At 63.9% G+C, this 21,580-nt stretch carries 19 protein-coding genes; 13 read left to right on the forward strand and 6 right to left on the reverse strand.

Going from position 1 to position 21,580, the window contains the following annotated elements; all coding sequences use genetic code 11:
* Positions 1 to 105: 105 nt before the first annotated feature.
* Positions 106 to 474 (forward strand): response regulator, encoded by a 369-nt coding sequence (locus I6F09_RS20340; protein ID WP_225188880.1) that lies wholly within the window; start codon positions 106 to 108, stop codon positions 472 to 474.
* A 14-nt stretch (positions 475 to 488) separates the two neighbouring features.
* Here the strand turns inward: I6F09_RS20340 and I6F09_RS20345 are convergent, their stop codons facing one another.
* Genes I6F09_RS20345 through I6F09_RS20355 form a run of 3 tightly spaced genes read right to left on the reverse strand, consistent with a single transcriptional unit; the run spans position 489 to position 3,681 of the window.
* Positions 489 to 1,073 (reverse strand): invasion associated locus B family protein, encoded by a 585-nt coding sequence (locus I6F09_RS20345; RefSeq protein WP_035999448.1) that lies wholly within the window; start codon positions 1,071 to 1,073, stop codon positions 489 to 491.
* A gap of 23 nt (positions 1,074 to 1,096) precedes the next feature.
* The gene (locus tag I6F09_RS20350; protein WP_225156083.1) at positions 1,097 to 1,981 is read right to left on the reverse strand and encodes a dienelactone hydrolase family protein; all 885 of its coding nucleotides are present in this window, start codon (positions 1,979 to 1,981) and stop codon (positions 1,097 to 1,099) included.
* Positions 1,982 to 1,992: 11 nt separating this feature from the next.
* A complete protein-coding gene (locus I6F09_RS20355; protein ID WP_225188881.1) occupies positions 1,993 to 3,681 on the reverse strand; it encodes a transporter in 1,689 nt (562 codons plus the stop codon).
* 132 nt (positions 3,682 to 3,813) lie between these two features.
* On the opposite strand from I6F09_RS20355, the gene I6F09_RS20360 reads away from it, so the two are divergent.
* The 4 genes from I6F09_RS20360 to I6F09_RS20375 all read left to right on the forward strand — a co-directional run bounded on the left by I6F09_RS20360 (position 3,814) and on the right by I6F09_RS20375 (position 9,595).
* Positions 3,814 to 4,494, forward strand: a complete 681-nt coding sequence (locus tag I6F09_RS20360) for a YoaK family protein (RefSeq protein ID WP_225188947.1) — start codon at positions 3,814 to 3,816, stop codon at positions 4,492 to 4,494.
* A 173-nt stretch (positions 4,495 to 4,667) separates the two neighbouring features.
* On the forward strand, positions 4,668 to 7,421 hold the full coding sequence (locus tag I6F09_RS20365; RefSeq protein ID WP_225188882.1) for a decarboxylase: 2,754 nt from the start codon (positions 4,668 to 4,670) through the stop codon (positions 7,419 to 7,421).
* 17 nt (positions 7,422 to 7,438) lie between these two features.
* Positions 7,439 to 9,139 carry a transporter gene (locus tag I6F09_RS20370; protein WP_035999441.1) on the forward strand — a complete coding sequence of 567 codons (1,701 nt, stop codon included), beginning with the start codon at positions 7,439 to 7,441 and terminating at the stop codon, positions 9,137 to 9,139.
* A gap of 15 nt (positions 9,140 to 9,154) precedes the next feature.
* Positions 9,155 to 9,595: a hypothetical protein gene (locus I6F09_RS20375; RefSeq protein WP_035999439.1), complete on the forward strand. Its 441-nt coding sequence runs from the start codon at positions 9,155 to 9,157 to the stop codon at positions 9,593 to 9,595.
* A gap of 163 nt (positions 9,596 to 9,758) precedes the next feature.
* On the opposite strand, the gene ppk2 is transcribed toward I6F09_RS20375, so the two are convergent.
* Together ppk2 and I6F09_RS20385 are read right to left on the reverse strand one after the other, a co-directional pair.
* The gene (ppk2, locus tag I6F09_RS20380; protein WP_109143802.1) at positions 9,759 to 10,559 is read right to left on the reverse strand and encodes a polyphosphate kinase 2; all 801 of its coding nucleotides are present in this window, start codon (positions 10,557 to 10,559) and stop codon (positions 9,759 to 9,761) included.
* Between the two features lie 17 nt (positions 10,560 to 10,576).
* Positions 10,577 to 11,029 carry a hypothetical protein gene (locus I6F09_RS20385; protein ID WP_035999435.1) on the reverse strand — a complete coding sequence of 151 codons (453 nt, stop codon included), beginning with the start codon at positions 11,027 to 11,029 and terminating at the stop codon, positions 10,577 to 10,579.
* Between the two features lie 164 nt (positions 11,030 to 11,193).
* On the opposite strand from I6F09_RS20385, the gene I6F09_RS20390 reads away from it, so the two are divergent.
* The 7 genes from I6F09_RS20390 (at position 11,194) to I6F09_RS20420 (ending at position 18,650) form a co-directional block, all read left to right on the forward strand.
* Positions 11,194 to 11,619 carry a hypothetical protein gene (locus I6F09_RS20390; protein ID WP_035999432.1) on the forward strand — a complete coding sequence of 142 codons (426 nt, stop codon included), beginning with the start codon at positions 11,194 to 11,196 and terminating at the stop codon, positions 11,617 to 11,619.
* Entirely contained in the window at positions 11,612 to 12,847 is a 1,236-nt protein-coding gene (locus tag I6F09_RS20395; RefSeq protein WP_036027994.1) for an HlyD family secretion protein, read from the forward strand. Before I6F09_RS20390 ends, I6F09_RS20395 begins: the two co-directional genes overlap by 8 nt.
* A gap of 218 nt (positions 12,848 to 13,065) precedes the next feature.
* Complete coding sequence (locus tag I6F09_RS20400) at positions 13,066 to 14,958, forward strand: HAMP domain-containing sensor histidine kinase (protein WP_225188883.1); 1,893 nt, start codon at positions 13,066 to 13,068, stop codon at positions 14,956 to 14,958.
* Positions 14,959 to 14,992: 34 nt separating this feature from the next.
* Positions 14,993 to 15,484, forward strand: a complete 492-nt coding sequence (locus tag I6F09_RS20405; protein ID WP_225188884.1) for an ABC transporter substrate binding protein — start codon at positions 14,993 to 14,995, stop codon at positions 15,482 to 15,484.
* A 112-nt stretch (positions 15,485 to 15,596) separates the two neighbouring features.
* Entirely contained in the window at positions 15,597 to 17,294 is a 1,698-nt protein-coding gene (locus tag I6F09_RS20410) for a DUF3300 domain-containing protein (RefSeq protein ID WP_225188885.1), read from the forward strand.
* Complete coding sequence (locus tag I6F09_RS20415; protein ID WP_225112851.1) at positions 17,291 to 18,208, forward strand: DUF2950 domain-containing protein; 918 nt, start codon at positions 17,291 to 17,293, stop codon at positions 18,206 to 18,208. The genes I6F09_RS20410 and I6F09_RS20415 overlap by 4 nt, the downstream gene beginning before the upstream one ends.
* 7 nt (positions 18,209 to 18,215) lie before the next feature.
* Positions 18,216 to 18,650, forward strand: a complete 435-nt coding sequence (locus I6F09_RS20420; RefSeq protein ID WP_306469113.1) for a hypothetical protein — start codon at positions 18,216 to 18,218, stop codon at positions 18,648 to 18,650.
* A 21-nt stretch (positions 18,651 to 18,671) separates the two neighbouring features.
* On the opposite strand, the gene I6F09_RS20425 is transcribed toward I6F09_RS20420, so the two are convergent.
* On the reverse strand, positions 18,672 to 19,190 hold the full coding sequence (locus tag I6F09_RS20425; protein ID WP_225188886.1) for a GNAT family N-acetyltransferase: 519 nt from the start codon (positions 19,188 to 19,190) through the stop codon (positions 18,672 to 18,674).
* Between the two features lie 153 nt (positions 19,191 to 19,343).
* Between I6F09_RS20425 and I6F09_RS20430 the strand changes: the two genes are divergently transcribed.
* Positions 19,344 to 21,572: a DUF3141 domain-containing protein gene (locus tag I6F09_RS20430; RefSeq protein WP_225188887.1), complete on the forward strand. Its 2,229-nt coding sequence runs from the start codon at positions 19,344 to 19,346 to the stop codon at positions 21,570 to 21,572.
* Positions 21,573 to 21,580: the final 8 nt, after the last annotated feature.

The raw sequence follows: 21,580 nt of genomic DNA on the forward strand, positions 1-21,580 counted from the left end.
GACAGTGCACGACGAGCTATGTGCAATAATGCACATAGGCACACGCGAAAGCGCGGAGCTGTCGTATCCGATATCCCACTGTCGTCTTCCGGAAAGGCAATCGCCTTGCTCCTGCGCGAGTCCGTCTTCGTCGTCGATGACGATCCGTCCATGCGGACCAGCATGGACAGGCTGCTGCGAGGATACGGCTTCGCCACAACCCTGTTCGACACGGGAGGGGCCTTGCTCGATCATGACAGGTTCCACACCGCGATCTGCATCATCCTCGACATCAATCTGGGTGCAAGGTCCGGCATCGAGGTGCGGCAAAGCCTGACCGAGAAGGGCATCGAAGCACCCGTGATCTATGTCACCGGCAATGACAGCCCGGCAAACCGCTCGGCCGCGATTGCCTCGGGCTGCATCGCCTATCTCATCAAGCCGTTTGCGGCGCAGTCTTTGATCGAATCGGTCCAGCGCGCCCGCGTCTTGTAGCTCCACGACGGCCGTCATTCTTCGACATATTGTTCGAGTATCCTGGTCGGCGCCCCCTTATGGGCGGAACCGAATTGCGCGAGCGGAATCGAAGTCGTCACGGCAAGAAGATTGGAGTCGACGAGTTCGAGCAGAAGCGTTTGACCGTTTTCCATCTCCGAGATGATTTTTGGCGTCACGACGTCCGCCGCGACGCATAAATTGGTGAGACACCAGGTATAAGGAATGCGGAACGCGGCGCCATGGTCGACGGCCAGTTTCGGTGCTTGCTGCAGGTACATTCCGACCGGCACGAAAAGTTGCAGGCGGGCGGTGGGCGCGTCCTCCCGCTCGATCAGATCAATGCGCACGGCTGTTTGCCCGGTCGCGAACCGGCCAGTGATCGAGGTTCGACAGAGGGACGGCGCGCCGCCGGCCTTGAAGCACAATTTTTGCCAGCTGCCATAGCTGATGTCGCTGGCGTCGCGCTGGCCGCGTGTTGCGACCTCGGAGGACTTTTCCGCTTGCGCCGCCTTGAGCGAGGCGACAGCCAAGACCGTCGCGACTCCGGCGGCTGCAACCATCAGGAGACCAGAGAGACAATCAAAAGCACGGGCCATCGCTGCAACTCCGAGATCCGGACTCAGTTCTGCGCGTCGAGAAACTTCGCCACCAACGGCGACCAGAGCGGAACCGCGTCCGGCGAACCGAGGAGGAAATGTCCCTCGTTGCCGAACGGGGGCATCAGGTGATATTCGGCCCGGCCGCCGGCGCCGATGAAGGCAGCGTGCATGCGCTTCGATAGGTCGGGACCGAAATACGTGTCATTCCCGGTGTAGATCCACAGCATCGGCACGCGCGATGTGCGGCCGAAATCGGCGGTGGCCTCGACCAGTCGGTCGGGCGCGCAATTGTTGTTCGGCTTGCCGTCGACGCGTCCGCCGCGGCCTCCGGCAAAGACGATGATGGCCTTCACCTGTGGCGGGTTCACGCTCGACAAGGCGATCGAGGCCCAGCCGCCGGCGGACTGGCCGACCACGATCACGTCCTTTGGGATGATCCGCTTCTCGGCGGCCAGATAGTCAATGATCCAGAGATCGACCTGGGCGACCGCGAGGCCGGCATCACGGAAATTGGGATTGGCGCACTTCCCGATTTTCGAGAAGAACGGGCCGAACATTCCGCGTTCGGGGATGTCGATTGCCTGCGCGCCATAACCGCTGCCCACCGGGGCCGCCACGAGATAGCCGCGCCTCGCAAACCATTTGGCGGCGTCGCGAAATTCGACCAGAGGGAAAAGGCTGCGCTGGGTCGCGTCGAGCGAGACACCGTGATTCATGATGACGAGCGGGAACGGACCGTCGCCGACCGGGCGCACCAGATAGGCGAACATCGGCAGCGGCAGGGGCAGCGCCCAGATTTCCTCCTGGATGCGGACCTCGTCCGCGGCGTGCGTGGGCGATCCGGCCACGAAAACGCTGAGCAAGGTGATCGCGAAAAAATGGAGCAATGCAGGTCCGCGTCGCATCCGGGCCTCCCTCAACCTGAATAGGTTGCGGCCACGACGATCGGGCCGAGCACCGTGAGGACGACATTGCCGACCGCGTAGGGGACGGCGACGCCGAGCACCGGCGTCTGGCTCTCGGCAATGTCGCAGGCGCCGGTGACGGCGGCATCGACCGTCATGGCGCCGGCGAGCGCACCGCAGGTCACGACCGGATTCATGCGCAGCAGATAATAGGCAACCAGCGTTCCCACCGTCATCGGGACCAGCGTGACGACGATGCCCATGCCGACCAGCAACAGACCGTGCGCCTGGATCGCCGACCAGGCGGCAAGGCCGTTGCCGAGTCCGATCGCCGCGATGAAGCCGCCGAGGCCGATGTCGCTCAGGGTCTGCTGCGCCGCGGGCGGCATTGCGCCGATGCCCGGCCTGCGCGAACGCAACCAACCGCAGACGAGCCCGGCGATCAGCGCGCCGCCGCCGCCACCGAGTGTCAATGCGACAGTGCCGATTTTGAAGCTGGCAAGGCCGGCCAGAAGACCCACTGCGATGCCCGCAGCGAGAAAGGTGATGTCCGTGCGGTCGCTCGTATTCAGAGCGTGTCCCACTGGCGCCGTTGCCCGCGCGATATTGCCGGTGCTGCCGACCAGCGTCATGACGTCGCCGAGATAGACGCGCGTATCGGGACCGAGCGGCACTTCCCGCCCCATGCGCGTCAGCGCACGCAGGAATACACCGCGTGCATTGTCGCCGAGCCGGTCAACGATTTCGCGCAGTGAGCGGCCGTGCAGCTGGCGGTTTTCAACGAGCACTTCGATCACATTGCCGGGCAGGTTGCGCAGCAGTTCCCCCGCGTCGATCTCGGCCCCGAGGATCGGCTTGGCCGCGACGATCGCGGCGGTCGGACCGGCGATGACGATGTCGTCGCCGGCCTCGAGCACGGTATCCTGCTGCGGCTTGATGTCGGCCCCGCTGCGCACGATCCGCTCTACGACCGTGCGGCCGCCGATCTCCGCCTCGATGGCACCGATGGTACGACCTGCGCCGGCCGAGACGCGATAGGCGCGGGCCTGGAATTTGCGATAGGACAGGTTTTCCGTCTTTGGCGGCGTACCGCCGGCGAGCTCCGCCTCGAGCTTCTTCGCCTCCGCCTTCAGATCGATCCGCATCAGCCGCGGCGCGACGAATGGCACGAACAGGAGCGTCAGGATGTAGCCGAGCACGTAGGTCACCGCATAGCCCGCCGCGATGTTGGCTTCCTGCTGCTTCAGCACGTCGCTCGGCAGGCCGAGCTGCACCAGCGCGCCGGATGCGGTGCCGATCACCGAGGATTGCGTCAGCGCCCCTGCCGTCAGTCCTGCCGCTGTCCCCGTATCCAACGTGAAGACACGCGCGAAGATGAGCACCAGCGCGAGCCCCGTGGCGCCGATCACCAACGCCAGCACGACCTGTGCCAAGGTCCGCACGCTCAGCGAGGCGAAGAATTCCGGTCCAGAACGGTAACCGATCGTAAAGACGAACAGGCTGAACAGGATCGCCCGGAGGATCGGCGGGAACGTGAAGCTCCCGAGCTGTCCGATCAGCACGGCGACGATCAGGATGCAGGCGGTGGTTCCGATCGAGAAGCCGCGAATCCTGATGCGGCCGAGGATGGTGCCGATCGCGATCGCGAGCAGCAGGAAAATTTCCGGTGCGGTGGCGATGATCCACCTGACGGTTTCCATGGCATTCCCCCGGCGCTTTGGCGCGATTTGATTGGCGGCGGCCGGATGTTGCTTGATCCAGATCAAGCCTTCGCGGCGACGTGGCGGCGGCTATGACGCGATGGAATGTTCGCGACAGCCCATATTGCCGTCATGAGTACCCTGAACGTCACAATCGGTGCGATCCGCCGCGACGAGACAGTCGAGATCGTCCTGCTGCTCGCCTTTGTCGGCGGCTATATCGACGCCTATACCTGGATCATCCACGGCGTGTTGGCGAATGCCCAGACCGCCAACCTGATCTTCCTGTGGGTTCATGCGATGACGGGCAACTGGGCGAAGGCGTTGCACTTCGTGCCGCCAATCCTGGCGTTCGCGGTCGGCATCGTGCTCGCAGCCTGGCTGCGCCGCGCAACGGGCGAGCGGGCCAGCGCGGTCAGTACGTTGATCGAGATCCTGCTGTTGATAGCGATCGGCATCTTGCACAATAGGTTGCCCGATTTGGCTGGAACGCTCGGTATTTCCGCCGTGGCAGCGATGCAGGCCGCAATGTTCGTCAAGGTCGAAGGCACAGTGTGCAGCACGGTGATGATCACCAGCAACATGCGTCAGGCCATCGAGAACGTCTTCGCAGTCGCAGCAGGCGGCGCACCACTCGGAACGCTGCGCCGCTCGGGCATTTTCATCGCGTTGTGCGTCGTGTTCGGCGTCGGTGCCGCCGCCGGAGCCTTTGCAACCAAGAGCGTCCCCGATCTCGCGCTGGGCCTGCCGGTCGTCGCGCTGTTGATCGTGCTGCTGCGCTGCGAAGCGCTACGTTCGCAGGAGGGGAGATGAGCGCGCCAATAATCAGGTGAGCGTCGCACAACGAACGGCCTGATCTTTTCGTGTTGCGCTGCGAACGGCACGGCGTCGGCCCGCAGAATGCACGCGACCGTTGACTTGGATCAATGGAGCGAGCCGCGCCGCACCCACGATCCGCATCACCTTTAGAGGATCGGGAGAGAGAGATGTCCAAAGACGCCAAGCCCGCACAGAAGCGTATCGACCAGTTCTTTTCCGGCCCGGGCGCGCGGGCAGACGACTGGCGCGACCTTGTGGAAGCAGCAAAGACCTGGGCGCGCGTCGGCAATCGCACAGCCTATGACGCGGCGTTGGCCGATCTTTCGATCATCGAAGAATTTCACGGCTATCCCGGTCCGCACCTCATGGCGGCGCTGCGGGAAGCAGCAGTCGCCGGCGACGGTGCATCATCGTTCGCCCTTGCGACGAGAATTGCCCAGGCACTGGCGACCCGATCCTTCCGCCAACATGCCGGTGACTGGAGCCCCAAGGACGACGGCAACGGCGATGCGCCCGAGCTGGCGCCGCCGGCCTTTGGCGCGCACAGCGCGCGCAGGCCGTATTTCGAAACCCTGATCGTCACCGGCGTATCTTCCAGCCAATGGCCGGCGCTGGCCGCGGAATGGCGCAAGCTGCGGCGCCCGATCGACGCGTTCATCTATGAACCTGTGATCGTCGGCAGCCTGGAGGACGCTTTCTGTGCGACGATGCTCAATCCGAACATCGGAGCCGTCATCATCAACGAGGGCTTTGGCCTGCGTTCGCGGCACGATGCACCGGTGTTGCGCTCGATCATGGCCTCGGCCGGTCTCAACGACGAAACCGACGCTTCGGCGCTGCGGCTCGCCCAGATCATCAAGCGCGTCAGGCCCGAGCTCGACCTTTACATGATCTCGAACCGCGACGTGGAGGAGCTCGCCGGCAATCCCGAGGCGGACGTGGTCCGCCGCATCTTCTATTCCGTTGAAGAGCTGCTGGAACTCCACCTATCGATCCTCGAAGGCATCCAAGATCGCTACGACACGCCGTTCTTCGACAATCTCAAGAAATACGCGCAGCGTCCGATCGGCACCTTCCACGCGCTGCCGATCGCCCGCGGCAAGTCGATCTTCAAGTCCGACTGGATCCGGGACATGGGCGAGTTCTACGGCCCGAACCTGTTCCTGGCCGAGAGCAGCGCCACCACCGGCGGTCTCGACAGCATGCTGGAGCCGACCGGCAACATCAAGAAGGCGCAGGAGAAGGCGGCGAGGGCGCTCGGCGCCGACCGCGTCTTCTTTGTCACCAACGGCACATCGACGTCCAACAAGATGGCGGTGCAGGCGCTGCTCGCGCCCGGCGACATCGCGATTGTCGACCGCAATTGCCACAAGTCGCATCACTACGGCATGGTGCTGGCCGGTGCGCAGCCGCTCTACGTCGAAGCCTTCCCGATGACGGAATATTCGATGTACGGCGCGGTGCCGCTGAAGACCATCAAGCAGGCGCTGCTGGGCGCCAAGGCCGATGGCCGGCTCGACCGCGTCAAGATGGTCGACCTCACCAACTGCACCTTCGACGGCCATATCTACAACACACGGCGGGTGATGGAGGAATGCCTCGCCATCAAGCCCGATCTGATGTTCCTGTGGGATGAAGCCTGGTTCGGCTTCGCGCGTTTCTCGCCATTCCTGCGCCGCCGCACCGGACTTGGCGCGGCCCACGAGATCGAGGCATGGATGCGCGATCCCAAGTCGGTCGCGGCCTATGAGAAGCAGCAGGCCGAGCTCGGCAAGAACCCGTCCGACGAGGTGCTGCTCAAGACCCGGCTGATCCCGGACCCCCGACAGATCCGGCTGCGCGTCTACCAGACCAACTCGACCCACAAGTCGATGTCGGCGATCCGCCAGGGCTCGATGCTCTCGGTCAAGGACGTCGAATTCCACACCGTGGAGCAGCAGTTCAAGGAAGCGGTGTTCACCCACGCCTCGACAAGTCCGAACCAGCAGCTGATCGCGAGCCTTGACATCTCACGGCGGCAGATGGAGCTGGAGGGCTATGGCCTCGTCGCCAATGCGATCGAGATCGCGTTCGCGATCCGCCAGGCGGTCAACAACAATCCGCTGATCTCGAAATATTTCCGCATCCTCGGTGCCGACGCCATGGTGCCGGCGCAGTACCGCCAGAGCGGCTTCACCGACTTCCTCGCCCCCGGCGTCAACTGGGCGAACACGCTGAAGAGCCTGGACGAGGACGAGTTCTGCCTCGACCCGACCCGCATGACGCTGGTATGCGGCACGGCCGGCTATGACGGCACGCAGTTCAAGGGCATTCTCGCCAACGAGTACAACATCCAGGTCAACAAGACCTCCCGCAACTCGGTGCTGGTCCAATCCAACATCAACAACACTCGCAGCGACGTCGCGCATCTCGTTCGCGTGCTCGCCGAGATCGCGGGCGAGATCGACCGCGGCCTGGCCCAGGGCGGTGCCAATGCGCGAAAGACCTTCGAGACACGGGTGACGAGCCTCATGAAGGACGTGCCCGATCTGCCGAACTTCTCGCATTTCCACCCGAGCTTCCGCGGCGATGCTGGCACCAAGACCAACGAGGGCGACATCCGCAGCGGCTTCTACGCGGCCTATGACGTCGCCGGCTGCGAGCACATCCGCCTCAACGATCCCGAGATCGACCGGCGGCTGAAGGCCGGGCCCGAGCTCGTCTCGGCCAACTTCGTGATCCCGTATCCGCCGGGCTTCCCGATCATGGTGCCCGGTCAGGTCATCACCCAGGAGACGATCGACTTCATGCGCAAGCTCGATGTGAAGGAGATCCACGGCTACGACGCCAAGGAAGGGCTGAAACTCGTACGGACGGAAGCCTTGGCCAAGCTCGGCAGGCCAAAGCCCAGCGCCCAGCCGAAGCTCAAGGCCGCGTCATAGGTCGGGAGGGGACGAACATGCAGGCATTTTTCCAGTTCTTGCAGCAGTACCCGTATCTGCTGCTGTTCTTCGTGGTCGGTCTCGCCGTCTATATCGGCCGAGCCAGCATCAAGGGTTATGGCCTCGGCATGGTCGCCGGTGCCATCGTGGTCGGCGCGGGCATCTCGGTCTGGGCATCCAGCTATGGCGTGAAGCTGGAGTTGAACAACTTCGCCAAGAGCCTGTTCTACTATCTCTTCATGTACGGCGTCGGTCTGCGCGTAGGTCCGTCCTTCGTCAACAGCCTGCGGGGCGACGGGATCAAATTCTTGTTCCTCGCGGTGGTGTCGAGTGTGATCGGCCTGACCCTCGTCGTGCTTGGGGCGAAGCTCTTCGCATTGCCGCCCGGTGCGGCTGGCGGAATGCTGGCGGGATCGCAGACCATGTCGGCGGCGATCGGCTCGGCCGAGCAGGCCGTCACGTCGGGAGTCGTGAAACTGCCTGCCGGGATGAAGCCCGAGGATGCCTCCGGCATGATCGCTTTGTCCTACGGTATTACCTACATTTGGGGCACCGTCGGCATCATCCTGATCTGCAAATACCTGCCACGCTGGTGGGGCGTCGATGCCAAGGCCGCCGCCAAGAAGTATGAGCAGGAGTTCGGCGTCAAAGATCTCGAAGGCGGCGCCCTGACCGGCTACCGTCAGTTCGGTCTGCGGGCCTACCGGCTGGAGAATCCTGCGACGATCGGGATGAGCATCGCCAAATTCCGCACGGTCAATCCCGAGTACCGTATCGTCAATGTCGGGCGCAATGGTGAGCCGCAGGGGGCTGATCCCGAGCTCGTGCTGCAGAAGGGCGATATCGTCGCGCTGGGCGGATCGACCGAGCATCTGACTGAGAAGATGGGCCTGATTGGCCCGGAGGTCGCCGATGCCAAGACGCTCGGTATACCCATGGACCAGGCGGAAATCGTCGTCTTCAACAAGGACGTCGTCGGGCGGACCTTCGAGTCCTTCCGCGACACGGCCATCGCCGGCCAGCTGCAGGTGACCAAGGTCGAGCGGGGCGGGGTGCAGATCCCGGCCGGTCTCAAGACCAAGCTGGAGCGCATGGACATCGTCTCGGTGGTCGGCCTGAAGTCGGCGGTCAACGAGCTCGGCGAGATGTGGGGCCGCATCGCGCGCGCCAACACCTCGACCGACTTGCTGACCCTGTCGGTCGGCATGATCATCGGCTTCCTCATCGGCATGATCGAATTCCCCGCCTTCGGTGCCAAGGTCGGTCTCGGCAATGCCGGCGGGCTGTTGCTGTCCGGCGTGATCGTGTCCTCGGTCGTGTCGCGGCTGCGCTTCTTCGGCAATACGCCGAACGCGGCGCGAAACGTGCTCGAGGATCTCGGCCTCGTTGTGTTCGTCGCGATCGTCGGGGTCAATGCCGGCGCCGGCCTGTTGGCTCAGCTCACCGGCGCGCTCGCGCTCAAGATCTTCATCGTCGGCTTCATCGCGTGCACGATCCCGCCGTTCATCGTCTGGGCGATCGGCTTCCACGTCTTCAAGATCAATCCGGCGGTGCTGATGGGCGGCGTTGCCGGCGCGCGGTCGCATTCCGGCCCGTGCCGCGAGGCCGCGGTCGAGATCCAGAGCTCCGTGCCCTGGATCGGATTCCCGGTCGGCTATGCCGTCTCGGGCATCCTTCTCACCATCTTCGGCTACTTCGCGATGATCCTGGCTCAATAAGGGGAAGAAAACGTCATGAGAAAACTGTCCTTCGGCGCCGTCCTGGTCGCTTCGCTCGCCGCTGTTGCCGGCTTTAGCACGTCCGCGCGTGCCGACACCGGCCAGGTCGCGGTCGTCTTCACCAAGGGTGGCTTCATCGTCGGCGCCGGTGGCGGTGAGGGCGTTCTGGTCTACCGGGGCAAGAAATACCCATTCACGGTGTCTGGCATGAGCGTGGGCCTCACCATCGGAGCGTCGACCACGAAGTTCGTCGGCCGCGCGCTCAATCTAAAGGGGCCGGCGTCGATCGAAGGCTCTTATGCCGTGGGCGGAGCGGGTGGGGCAATCGCCGCAGGTGCCGGCGCCGTTCAGTTGCAAAACAGCAATGGCGTGATCCTCCAGCTCAGCGGCCCGCGGGTCGGCGCGGAAGTATCGGCTGCAGTCGGTGGCGTCACGATCCGCCTGAAATCGAGTTGAAGGGGTCGTATGGCCATTGAGCGATCGACGGCAGCGTCGGGCCCCTAGGGCATGATCCGGAAAAGTGTGTAGCGGTTTTCCGAATAGAACATGCTCAAACAACAACCTAAAGCGCGATGACGATTCATTCCAATCGCATCGCGCTTTAGCGGCCTGACGCTGCTCAATAGCGCTGCGCGACGAAACTCATTTTCTTGAGGCTGGCCTGGTCGTTGTAGCGTCCCTTGTCGGAGCGCTTCGGCAGTTTGATCTTGTCCTTCTTGATGCGCTTGAAGGGGATGGCGCCGAGAAGGTGCGCGATGCAGTTGAGCCGCGCCCTTCGTTTGTCGTCAGAGCGGACGATGTTCCAGGGCGCATCCTTCGTGCTGGTCTTCTTCAGCATCAGGTCGCGCGCGCGCGAATAATCGTACCAGCGACGGAAGGATTCCAGGTCCATCGGACTGAGCTTCCACTGTCGGACCGGGTCGTCGATGCGGGCCTTGAAACGGCGCTCCTGCTCGTCCATGCCGACCTCGAGCCAGATCTTGATCAGGATGATGCCGCCGTCGATGACGTATTTCTCCATCTGCGGGCACAGGTTGAGGAAACGCTCGTGCTCGGCGGGGGTGCAGAAGCCCATGACGTACTCGACACCGGCGCGGTTGTACCAGCTCCGGTCGAAGATCACGATCTCGCCGCCGGCCGGAAATCGCTCCATGTAGCGCTGGAAGAACAATTGTGTCTTCTCGCGGTCGGACGGCGCGGGCAGGGCGACGACCCGGAACACGCGCGGGCTGACCTTCTCGGTGATCGCCTTAATCGTGCCGCCCTTGCCGGCGGCGTCCCGACCCTCGAACAGGACGATGACCCGGAGCTTGTTTTCCCGCACGTAGTCCTGGAGATGGCACAGCTCGACCTGGAGCTTCTCGAGCTCCTTCTCGTAATCCTTCCGCTTCATCCGCTCCGCAGGGCCGTCCTTCGCCATGCCGATCCCACCTGTTGCTAATCGTCCCAGGAAATGGTCACGCCGATGTCGCCGGGCACGCCGCCCGGAAAATCGATGATCTGATAGGCGATGCGATAGCCGCGCGGTTTCAGGTAATCGGTCCAGAGCTGGAAGATCTCCTTGGGAATTCCGGTCAGGGTGTTCTCCCAGCCCTTCTCCATCTGATTGATGGCGCGGCCCTTGTCCGTGCAGAGCGAGTTGGGGAAGCGATAGACCAGCACTTCCGTGAGGCCGTTGCGCACCGCGCGCTGGATCACGGTCGAGGCGAGCTTGATCTTCTCCTCCTCGGTCTTGCCCGAGGGCTTGCTCAAGCGCTCGATCAAGGCGCGCTTCTCCGCCTCGGCCGCGGCGGCAAGGCGCACATATTCCTCCGCCTTTTCGGCTTCCTTGAGAGCGGCTTCCTTACGAATCTGGGCTGCGCTGGGGATGAGATCGTCTAGGCCGGGCATGGCGGGCGGCTCCTGATGGTTGTCCAATCAGCATGCGGCTGACGCTAGGGTTGGCCCTGACGTGTTCCCTTGACTCAAATCAAACAAACGCGAACATACCCGAACACAGTGCCGCCCATGGACGTTTTGACCGGGAGAGACGTTTGAGCGAGCAGCTTCATCCGATGGCACCGCATCATCTGCCGTTTTATCTCGCACCGGGGAGCGGGACCGATACGCTGATGGTGGTGATGGGCGTATTCCTGATCGGGGCCGTGCTCTGGGTCGGCACGCTCTACTGGAAACTGCACAGCCTGCCCGAGCGGATGGCGCACAAAACGCATAAACTGCAGTTCGAGTTAGTCGCCGTGCTCGGCCTGATCTCGCTGTTCACGCACATGCACATCTTCTGGATCGCCGGACTGCTCCTCGCAATGATCGATCTTCCGGATTTCGGCACGCCGCTGCGCAGCATTGCCGGGTCCGTCGAGAAGATCGCCGACGCGACGCCGGCCTCCGATGCGGAGGAAGTCCAGGCTGAGGCGGCCGTCGCACCGCCCCCCGCGGACAAGCCGGGACCCGCCAAGGAGAAGGAGCGCAGTCATGCTTGAGCTGCTGATCTGCTCCCTCGTCACGATCCTTCCGGACTACCTGTACCGCCGCTACGCCCAGGGCAAGCGCTTCGGGAAGGAAATCACCTTCTTCTCGGTCTGGTACGAGCTGCGCTGGGGCATCACCGCCTGCCTGATGCTGACGGTGTCGCTCATCACCATGATCTTCTACTTCCATCCGGCGACATCGTCGGCGACGCTGTACTTCCGCACCGTGCCAATTCTGCCCGAAGGCTCGGGCCGTGTTGCCGAGGTCAAAGTCGGCTTCACCGCGCCCGTCAAACAGGGCGATGTGCTGTTCACGCTCGATAGCTCGAAGCAAAAGGCTGCGGTCGAGACCGCCAAGCGGAAGGTGGCAGAAGTCGATGCCGCCATGCAGACGGCGCAGGCCGACGTGGTCAAGGCCGAGGCGCAGCTCGGCGAAGCGAGGGCCAACTACCAGCAGGCCAAAGACGAGCTCGAGGTCAAGACCGAGCTCCAGCGCCGCAATCCCGGCATCGTTCCACAGCGTGACATCGACAAGCTCCAGGTGCTGGTCGATCAGCGACAGTCCGGCATCGACGCCGCGACGGCGGCGAAGCAGTCAGTGTCCTTGCAGGTCTCGGCTCTGCTGCCGGCCCAGAAGGCCAGCGCCGAAGCCGCGCTCGACCAGGCGCAGGTCGATCTCGACAAGACTTTCGTACGCGCCGGCGTCGACGGGCGCGTCGAGCAGTTCCTGGTTCGCCCCGGCGATGTCGTCAACCAGCTGATGCGTCCGGCCGGTGTTCTCGTTCCGGAGGGCGCGGGCCGCAAGGCGCTCCAGGCCGGTTTCGGCCAGATCGAGGCGCAGGTCATGAAGACCGGCATGGTGGCGGAAGCGACCTGCATATCCAAACCCTGGGTCATCATCCCCATGGTGATCACGACGGTGCAGGACTACATCGCGGCCGGGCAGTTTCGCACCGGAGAGCAGCTCATCGACCCGCAGAATGCCGTCCGTCCCGGCACGATCCTGGTTTTCCTGGAGCCGCTCTACAAGGGCGGTCTCGACGGTGTCACGCCGGGCTCGAGCTGCATCGTCAACGCCTACACCAGCAATCACGAGGAGATTTCGGCCAAGGACACCTCGACCAGCCGGAAGATCGCGCTGCACGTCGTCGACGGCGTCGGCCTCGTGCACGCGCTGCTGCTGCGGATCCAGGCGCTGTTGCTGCCGATCCAGACGCTCGTGCTGAGCGGCGGGCATTGAACGAGAGAAGAGGACGGACGAGACGTGGTCTCCGAAAGTCGTCCTCGCCTGCCATTTCGGCCGCCGGCGCCTATTATGCGCCGTCCTGCGCGCAAGTCGTGGGCGCCTATGGCCGCGTCGTCACGCGCTGCTGAGGCCTGCCTCGGGGGCTGTCCGTATGGTGCGATTCCAGCTATTATTGCCTGGAAAGCAGCTGCCGTAAGCTGTGAGGGTGCAGCATGAGCGGGGGCGCGTGCATAGACTGGCTGAAGCCACGGCTCGCGGCTGCGCTCCTCTGTTTCGGCCTGCTCGTGGCCGAGTGCCTCTCGGCCGGGCAAGCCGGTGCGGTCGAGCGGAGCCGGCGCGGCGAGCTCAAACGCGTGCTGTTGCTGCATTCCTTCGGCCGCGAGTTCCGGCCGTGGAGCGAATATGCGCGCGACATCAAGTCCGAGCTCGAGCGGCAATCGCCCTGGCCGCTCGATATCCAGGAGCACGCGCTGCTCACCGCGCGCTTCAACAACCCTGGTCCCGAGGCGCCGTTCGTCGAATATCTACACTCGCTGTACCAAGGTGCGGTGCCGGACATCGTCTTGAGCATCGGCGCGCCTGCCGCCCGCTTTGCGCAGAAATATCGCGCCAGGCTGTTCCCCGATGCACCGTTGATCCTCTCCGCGGTCGAGCATCGGCTGATTAATCGCACCGACCTCTGCGACAACGATGTCGTGGTGGCCGTCCGCAACGATTTTGTCGCGGCCTTCGACAACATTCTTCAGGTCCTGCCCGATACAAAATCGGTTGCGATCGTGGTCGGAGCTTCGCCGCTCGAGAGGTTTTGGACGGAGGAGCTGAAGCGGGAGCTGAAATCTTTTGCCGACCGGATAGAGCTCGTCTGGTACTCGGATTTGTCCTTCGAGGAGATCCTGAAGCGCTCATCGAAGCTCCCGTCTCACACCGCGCTGTTCTGGGGGCTGATGTCCGTCGATGCGGCCGGAGTGGTCTATGAGAGCGACTGGGCGCTGCGCAGCCTGCATGCCGTCGCCAACGCCCCGATCTTCTCCTACCAGGAGCCGTTCTTCGGCGAGAGCACGGTCGGGGGACCGATGCACTTGATCGGGGAAACGACGTCGCGGACCGTCAGCGCCGCGATCGGCATTCTTGGCGGCGCGAAACCGGCGAGCATCAATTATGAGCCGATCGCCTTCGCCGCGCCGCGTTACGACTGGCGCGAGCTGCAGCGCTGGGGCATCAGCGAGAGTCGCCTGCCCAAGGGAAGCACCATCCTGTTTCGCGAGCCGAGTATCTGGCAGCGCTATCAATGGCAGATGCTGATGATCTCGGCTGTGTTCCTGGTCCAGACCGGACTCATCAGCGGGCTCCTGCACGAGCGTCGCCGGCGCCGCGTCGCCGAAGTCGAATCGCGTCAGCGGCTGGCGGAACTCGCCCACGTCAACCGCTACTCGGCCGTTGGCGAGCTGACCACATCGATCGCACATGAACTGAACCAGCCACTCGGATCGATTCTGACCAATGCGGAGACTGCAGAGCTCATGCTCAGGGCCGCTCAGCCCGACCTTGTCGAGATTCAGCAGATCCTCGCCGACATCAGAAGGGACGACCAACGGGCGAGCGAGGTGATCCGTAGGCTGCGCAGCGTTCTGAAAAAGACCCCGTTTGAGGTCAAGCACATCGAGCTCAACGATACAGTGCGCGAAGCAATCGATCTGGTGAAGGCCCTCGCTCAGGGACGCCGGATCACGTTGAGCTATTTGCCGGCCCTGGCCGGCCTTCACGTCAAGGGAGATCCGGTCCAGCTTCAGCAGGTCATTCTCAACCTGATCATCAACGCGATGGATGCGATTTCCGATGCGGAGGCCGGAAAGCGGGAGGTCAGCGTCGCGACCCAGCTTGCCGGCAATCAGGCCGAAATCAGGATCGCCGACACCGGGCCCGGAATACCCGCCTCCGATCTCGCAAGCCTGTTTGATCCGTTCTTCACGACCAAACCGCACGGCATGGGCATGGGCCTTGCGATCGCCAGAACCATCGTCGACGCCCATCACGGCACGATCGCTGCTGCGAACCAGCCTGCGGGCGGCGCACTGTTCACGATCAGGCTTCCGACCGCTCGCTGAGCGGGCGGTCAGATTTCCGGCCGGCCGGGCCAGATTGGCGGCCCTGCTGTTCAATCCGGAATCGGCACCCTACGGACCGTTCTATGTTCAAGCGGCGCACCAGATGGAAAGCCGTCTCGGCCTCAAGATCGCCGGTGCGAGCGTTCGCAGCGGTCCGGGGATCGCGGCAGCGATCGAGACGGCGGCGCGCACAGGCGGCGGCCTCGTCGTGCTGCCGGATGGCGGCTTCTTCGGAACCCACAGCACGATGGCCATTGCATTGCTGGCGCAGCGGCGCGTGCCCGCCATCTTCGCAGTCCGTTTCTACGCGTCGAATGGCGGGCTGATGTCATATGGTGCAGATCTGACCCAGCAATTTCGTGATGGCGCCGGCTATGTCGACCGTCTCCTGCGCGGTGCCGATATCAGCACTCTCCCGGTGCAATTTGCCACCAGGTTCGAGCTCGTCATCAACATGAAGACGGCCAGGGCCCTCGGCCTGACGGTGCCGAACCGGCTTCTGCTGGATGCCGAGCTGATCGAATGATTATTCGATCTTGCGCTGCAGCAGCCCCGACTGCCTCGTTTCGTTGATCTCGATCAACAAATGCTTGCGCCCCGGCTTGATCCTCCCGCACTGAAGTCCGAGGGAGGATGTGATGTTTCGTTGCGGCAAGACCCTGATGGCGCTGGCGCTGTTGATGGCAACTTCGGTCGCCGCAATGGCGCAGACCCCAACGACGCCTGCAGCCCCGGCGCCGCAGGCGCAGCCTGCCAGCCCGCCCGCACCGGCGGCCGAGCTCCTGAAGCCCGAGCAACTCGAGGCCCTCGTCGCGCCGATCGCGCTTTATCCGGACGAGTTGCTCGCCAATGTACTGGCCGCCTCGACCTATCCGCTGGAGGTGGTGCAGGCCGACCGCTGGCTGAAGGAGCGCAAGAGCCTGAAGGGCGATGCGCTGAAGACGGAAGTGGAAAAGCAGGGCTGGGACGACAGCGTCAAGGCGCTGGCCAGCACCGCCGATGTCCTCGCGATGATGAGCGAGCAGCTCGACTGGACCAAGAAGCTGGGCGATGCCTTCCTCGCCCAGCAGCCCGACGTAATGGACGCGATCCAGCGTCTGCGCAACAAGGCCTATGACAACAAGAAGCTGGTGACGACCAAGCAGCAGAAGGTCAGCGTCCAGTCTCAGGAAGGCAAGCAGGTCGTCGTGATCCAGCAGGCCGATCCCGCGGCGATGTACGTGCCGTATTACGACCCGGCGACGGTCTACGGCAGCTGGCCCTATGCGGAGTATCCGCCCTATTATTGGGGCTACCCGTCTTATATCGGCGCCGGCGTGGTCGCGGCTGGCATCGCGTTCGGCACGGCCTGGGCGATCGGACGCTGGGGCAATTACTGGGGCGGCGGCTGCAACTGGGGCAACCGCAACGTCTATGTCAACCATCGCACCACGAATATCGGCAATGGCTGGCAGCACAATCCGGCGCATCGCGGCGGTGTGCGCTACAACAACAGCAATGTTCAGCAGCGCTTCGGCAACAACAATCTGAAGGCCGGCGTGTCGGACCGGATGGATTTCCGCGGCCGCGACGGCAACCAGGTGCTGCGCCCCGACCAGGGTGCCGGGGACCGGGCGGGAGATCGTGCGGGTGATCGCGGCGGTCCAGGAGATCGCGCAGGAGATCGCGCAGGGGATCGCGCAGGTGATCGCGCCGGCAATCGCGGCGACCGTCCGGGCGCGGGCGATCGCCCCAGCGCAGGGACGCGCGACCGGCCCGGCGGCGGAGATCGTGCCGGTGCCGGTGATCGTGCCAAGGGCGCGACCAAGGGCGGCGGCGATCGCGCCAAGGCTGCGAACCGCGCCGGCGGCGGTTCGGCCAATCGCGGCGGCGGCAATCGCGGCGGTGCCATGAACGTCTCCTCCGGCCGCTCGGCGGCCGCAGCATCCGCACGCGGCCGCGCCAGCATGGCGAGCATGCCGCGCGGTGGCGGCGGCGGACCAAGCTTTGCCGGCCGCGGCGGCGGTGGCGGAATGGCGATGCGCGGCGGCGGCGGAGGCGGCTTCCGTGGCGGTGGCGGCGGCGGCCGGCGCTCGGATATCGCGCTCAAGCATGACATCGTCCTGCTCGGGCACCTTCCGAACGGCCTTGGCTATTATCGCTTCAGCTATATCGGCAGCGACAAGGCTTATGTCGGCGTGATGGCGCAGGAGGTCGAGCAGGCGATGCCCGCTGCCGTGACCCGCGGCAGCGACGGCTATCTGCGCGTCCATTACGAAAAACTCGGGCTGGCGTTCCGCACCTATCGCGACTGGCTCGCCGGCGGCGCGAAAATTCCTGCGGAGGTGATGCCATGACCGGCATGAAATCGTTTAGCCGTGCGCTGATACCCGGCGTCCTCGCGCTCGCGCTGCTCGGATCGGCCTCTCTCGCGCAGGAATCCTACAAGACACCGGAAGAGGCCGCGTCTGCGCTTGCCGCCGCGGTCAAGAGCGGCCCGAAAGACATCTTGAAAGTGCTCGGCAGGAATGCAGAGGACATCGTGTCGTCCGGCGACGAGGTTGCCGACAACGACATTCGAGCGCGCTTCACCGCGATGTACGACGCCAAGCACGGCATCAAGGCGGAGGGCAACAAGACCGCCACCTTGATGCTCGGGCCGGACGATTTTCCGTTTCCAATTCCGCTGGTCAACACCAGGACGGGTTGGGCGTTCGACACCGACGAGGGACGCATTGAGGTGCTGCGCCGTCGCATCGGCCGCAACGAGCTCGACGCGATCCAGACCGCGCTCGCCTTCGTCGACGCGCAAAACGAATATGCGGAAAAGGACCGCGGCGAGGGCGTCGGCGTCTACGCGCAGCGCATCTCCTCCTCGCCCGGCAAGAAGGACGGCCTGTTCTGGCGCGACGACAGCGACCCGAGCCCGCTCGGCGCGCTCGCGGCCGAAGCAACGAAGGAGGGCTATCGCGGCGGTGATGTCGGGCCGACGCCCTATCACGGCTATTACTTCCGGATTCTCAAAGCGCAGGGGCGGGATGCGCGCGGCGGTGCGCTCAACTACGTCGTCAAGGGCAAGATGATCGGCGGCTTCGCCCTGATCGCCTGGCCCGCGGAATACGGCAATTCGGGCGTCATGACCTTCCTGGTCAATCATGACGGCGTCGTCTACCAGAAGGATCTCGGCAAGCGCACCGAGTTCATCGCCCAGCGCACCACGTTGTTCAATCCCGATGAAACCTGGAAGAAAGTCGATGCCGCAAAACCCTGAGCCGCGCATGCGCGCATTTCGCCTGGTCGCGCTGCTCCTGCTCGCGCTCGGGCTGACCCTGCCGGCGGCGCCGTCCTTCGCGCAGGCCACCGGTCAGGTCAGAGTGAAGATCGTCAAGGCGGGCCTCCTGGCCGGCGGTGGCGCCGGCAGCGGCGTGTTGACGTACCGGGGCAAGACCTATCCCTTCAGCGTCAGCGGCGTGAGCTTGGGCATCACGGTCGGTGCAAGTGTCGGTCGCCTCGACGGCTGGGCATCCGGCATTAGGGAGGTCAGAGATTTTGCCGGCAACTACAGCTCCGTCGGCGGCGGCTTTGCGCTGGTCGGCGGTGCCAACGGTGTGCACCTCCGCAACGAAAAGGGCGTCACGATGGTGCTGCAAGGCCCGAAGGCGGGGCTCGAGCTGGCGGCCAACATCAGTCGGATCACGATCGCTTTGAGGTGAGGCTCAAGCCGGGCGCGCGGATCAAAGCGTGAGCGACAGGTGCACCGTTCTCGGATCGTCACTCCGCGCGAGCTTGAAGCCCGCCTTCGCGAACACGCTGCGCATCGGCATGTTGTCGGACAGAACCTCGGCTGTGAGCTCTCTTACGCCTTGTTCGCGCGCGATCTCTGTCAGGTGCCTCAGCAATAAGGAGCCCACCCCGCGACCTTGCCAGGCATCCACCACGACGAAGGCCATCTCGGCCCGACCGGGCTCGACGATGACGTACCGGCCGCCCCCGATAATGGCGTATCGACCCTGTTCCTCGGCGAGAGCGGCCAGCGCAACGTGATTGCTGAAATCCACGTCCATGAAGAAGGCACGCTCCTTCTCCGAGAAATGCCGTTTCAAAACGAAGAACCGGTTCTGCAGCGACTGCGGTCCGGTACGCGCGACGGCGGCGAGCATGTCCGCCTCGTCGCTGGCGCGAAGCGCGCGGATCTCGGTCGGAGTGCAGTCCTTCAGGACGGTTTGCACGCTATAAGTTGCAGCTTGTGACATGCCGATGTCGCTCGTCCAAAGCGGTCCAGCCGCCTCTCATGCCTCAGTATGCGGGATAAACGCCTCCCAAGCGTGCAGATCATCTTGACCTAGATCAACGTTCGTCCTCGCTCCAAGCCGTCAATTGGCCGAGGCGACGGAGAGGTCGAGAACATGTCCATGCACAAAATGCAAATTCCGGGCGGTCCCATGTCGGGGCTGGTCGCCTCGGCAGTCGAATACCTCGTCGATGCGGGACAGCGCAGTATCCTGTTCCTGGATATCATGCGCCGGCGCGGGGACCAGTACAGGGAGCACCTCGCGCAAACCGCCCCGCATGTTCTGCAATATGCGGCGGAGTTGATCATCGACGGGCGCCAGCTCGCCGAACCCGTCAATTACGCGCTGGTGCGCATCGTTCCGCCCGCCAACGTCGAGATCGACATGAACCGGCGGCCGTTCGTCGTGGTCGATCCGCGTGCGGGCCACGGCCCCGGCATCGGCGGCTTCAAGGCCGACAGCGAGATCGGGGTGGCGATGAAAGCAGGCCATCCCTGCTACTTCATCGGATTCCTGCCGGACCCGATGCCCGGTCAGACCATCGAGCGCATCGCGCGTGCCGAAGCCATCTTCATCGAAAAGGTCATGAGCCTTCACCCGGATGCCGACGGCAAGCCCTGCGTGATCGGCAATTGTCAGGCCGGATGGGCCGTCATGATCCTGGCCTCGCTACGTCCCGAGCTATTCGGCCCGCTGATCATCGCCGGCGCGCCGCTGGCCTATTGGGCCGGTGTGCATGGAAAATATCCGATGCGCTACTCGGGCGGGCTCTTGGGCGGAAGCTGGTTGACGGCACTGACCTCCGATCTCGGCGCCGGCAAGTTCGATGGTGCTTGGCTGGTGCAGAACTTCGAGAACCAGAACCCGTCGAATACGCTCTGGACCAAGCAATACAACGTCTATTCCAAGGTCGACACCGAGGCGGATCGTTATCTCGAATTCGAGCGTTGGTGGGGCGGCCACGTCAACCTGAACGCCGAGGAGATCCAATTCATCGTCGATGAGCTGTTCGTCGGCAACAACCTCGCGGCCGGCAACATCGAAATGTCCGATGGCCGGAAGGTCGACCTTCGCAACATCAGATCCCCGATCGTGGTGTTCTGCTCGGAGGGCGACAACATCACGCCGCCGCAGCAGGCGCTGCATTGGATCCTCGATTGCTATGCCGATGTCGATGAGATCAGGGCCTATGGCCAGACCATCGTCTACACCGTGCACCAGAACATCGGCCATCTCGGCATCTTCGTCTCCGGCGGCGTTGCCAAGAAGGAGCACGCGGAATTTTCCAGCAACATCGACCTCATCGACGTTCTGCCGCCCGGCCTCTATGAAGCGACATTCGAAGCGAAGGATGAGGAAACCGCAAGTTCGGATCTGGTCGTCGGCCAGTGGGTGATGCGCTGCGAGGCGCGGACGCTCGACGACATCCGCGCCATGGGCGGCAATTCGCCTGAGGACGAGCGACGCTTTGCCACCGCCAAACGAATCTCGGAAATCAACCTGGCGGCCTACCAGAAGTTCGTCCAGCCATGGCTCAAGCGCATGGTGACGCCACAGATGGCCGAATGGGCTCACAACATGCATCCGCTGCGGCTGCAATACGAGCTGTTCAGCAGCCAGAATCCTTTCATGGCGACGGTGAAATCATTGGCCGAGAAGGCCGCCGAGAAGCGCAAGCCGGTCGCTGCGGACAATCCGTTCCTGGCGTTCCAGGAGCAGATCTCGAAGCAGGTCGTTCACGCCCTCGACAGCTGGCGCGATTCACAGGAGGCGCTCAGCGAAGCGATGTTCCTCAGCGTCTACGGATCCCCGGCCCTCCAGGCGGCGGTCGGGATCGATCCGACGTCCACGCCGTCGCGTCGGCGTGAGATGTCCGCCGAGCATCGCACCATGCTCGAGAAGCGCATTGCCGAGCTGAAGTCGCGGATCGGTGAGGGCGGCCTCCGTGAAGCGGCGTTACGCGCTTTGCTCTATGTCGGCTCGGCACGGGGGATGGTGGACGAACGCAGCATCGAGGCTCTGCGCCGGGTCCGCCGGGATCATGGCGGCGCACGCATGTCTCTTGCCGAGTTCAAGATGCTGGTACGCGAGCAGTTCTTCATGCTGCTGCTCGACCGGGAAGGGGCGCTCGCTGCAATCCCGAAATTGCTGCCTGACGACATGAACGTTCGCCGCGCAGCATTCGAGGCGATTGAGCAGGTGCTGTCGGCCAGTGCGGATGTCACCGGCGAGCGCGCCAACCGGCTGCGGCAGATCGCCCGCCTGTTTGGCCTCGACACCGCGGAAGGTGCCGAAAGGGCGTCGAACGTTGCCCCTTTCGATCCCAAGGCGAAGGCGTCGTAACGCGAGTT

Origin of the sequence: Bradyrhizobium sp. IC3195 (assembly GCF_020193585.1) — a bacterium.
Classification (GTDB): domain Bacteria; phylum Pseudomonadota; class Alphaproteobacteria; order Rhizobiales; family Xanthobacteraceae; genus Bradyrhizobium; species Bradyrhizobium yuanmingense.

Coding starts and splice junctions, on each gene's coding strand:
- I6F09_RS20345 (WP_035999448.1), bottom strand. CDS start 1,073: ATGGCCCGTGCTTTTGATTGTCTCTCTGGTCTCCTGATGGTTGCAGCC.
- I6F09_RS20350 (WP_225156083.1), bottom strand. CDS start 1,981: ATGCGACGCGGACCTGCATTGCTCCATTTTTTCGCGATCACCTTGCTC.
- I6F09_RS20355 (WP_225188881.1), bottom strand. CDS start 3,681: ATGGAAACCGTCAGGTGGATCATCGCCACCGCACCGGAAATTTTCCTG.
- I6F09_RS20360 (WP_225188947.1), top strand. CDS start 3,814: ATGAGTACCCTGAACGTCACAATCGGTGCGATCCGCCGCGACGAGACA.
- I6F09_RS20365 (WP_225188882.1), top strand. CDS start 4,668: ATGTCCAAAGACGCCAAGCCCGCACAGAAGCGTATCGACCAGTTCTTT.
- I6F09_RS20370 (WP_035999441.1), top strand. CDS start 7,439: ATGCAGGCATTTTTCCAGTTCTTGCAGCAGTACCCGTATCTGCTGCTG.
- I6F09_RS20375 (WP_035999439.1), top strand. CDS start 9,155: ATGAGAAAACTGTCCTTCGGCGCCGTCCTGGTCGCTTCGCTCGCCGCT.
- ppk2 (WP_109143802.1), bottom strand. CDS start 10,559: ATGGCGAAGGACGGCCCTGCGGAGCGGATGAAGCGGAAGGATTACGAG.
- I6F09_RS20385 (WP_035999435.1), bottom strand. CDS start 11,029: ATGCCCGGCCTAGACGATCTCATCCCCAGCGCAGCCCAGATTCGTAAG.
- I6F09_RS20390 (WP_035999432.1), top strand. CDS start 11,194: ATGGCACCGCATCATCTGCCGTTTTATCTCGCACCGGGGAGCGGGACC.
- I6F09_RS20395 (WP_036027994.1), top strand. CDS start 11,612: ATGCTTGAGCTGCTGATCTGCTCCCTCGTCACGATCCTTCCGGACTAC.
- I6F09_RS20400 (WP_225188883.1), top strand. CDS start 13,066: ATGAGCGGGGGCGCGTGCATAGACTGGCTGAAGCCACGGCTCGCGGCT.
- I6F09_RS20410 (WP_225188885.1), top strand. CDS start 15,597: ATGTTTCGTTGCGGCAAGACCCTGATGGCGCTGGCGCTGTTGATGGCA.
- I6F09_RS20415 (WP_225112851.1), top strand. CDS start 17,291: ATGACCGGCATGAAATCGTTTAGCCGTGCGCTGATACCCGGCGTCCTC.
- I6F09_RS20420 (WP_306469113.1), top strand. CDS start 18,216: ATGCGCGCATTTCGCCTGGTCGCGCTGCTCCTGCTCGCGCTCGGGCTG.
- I6F09_RS20425 (WP_225188886.1), bottom strand. CDS start 19,190: ATGTCACAAGCTGCAACTTATAGCGTGCAAACCGTCCTGAAGGACTGC.
- I6F09_RS20430 (WP_225188887.1), top strand. CDS start 19,344: ATGTCCATGCACAAAATGCAAATTCCGGGCGGTCCCATGTCGGGGCTG.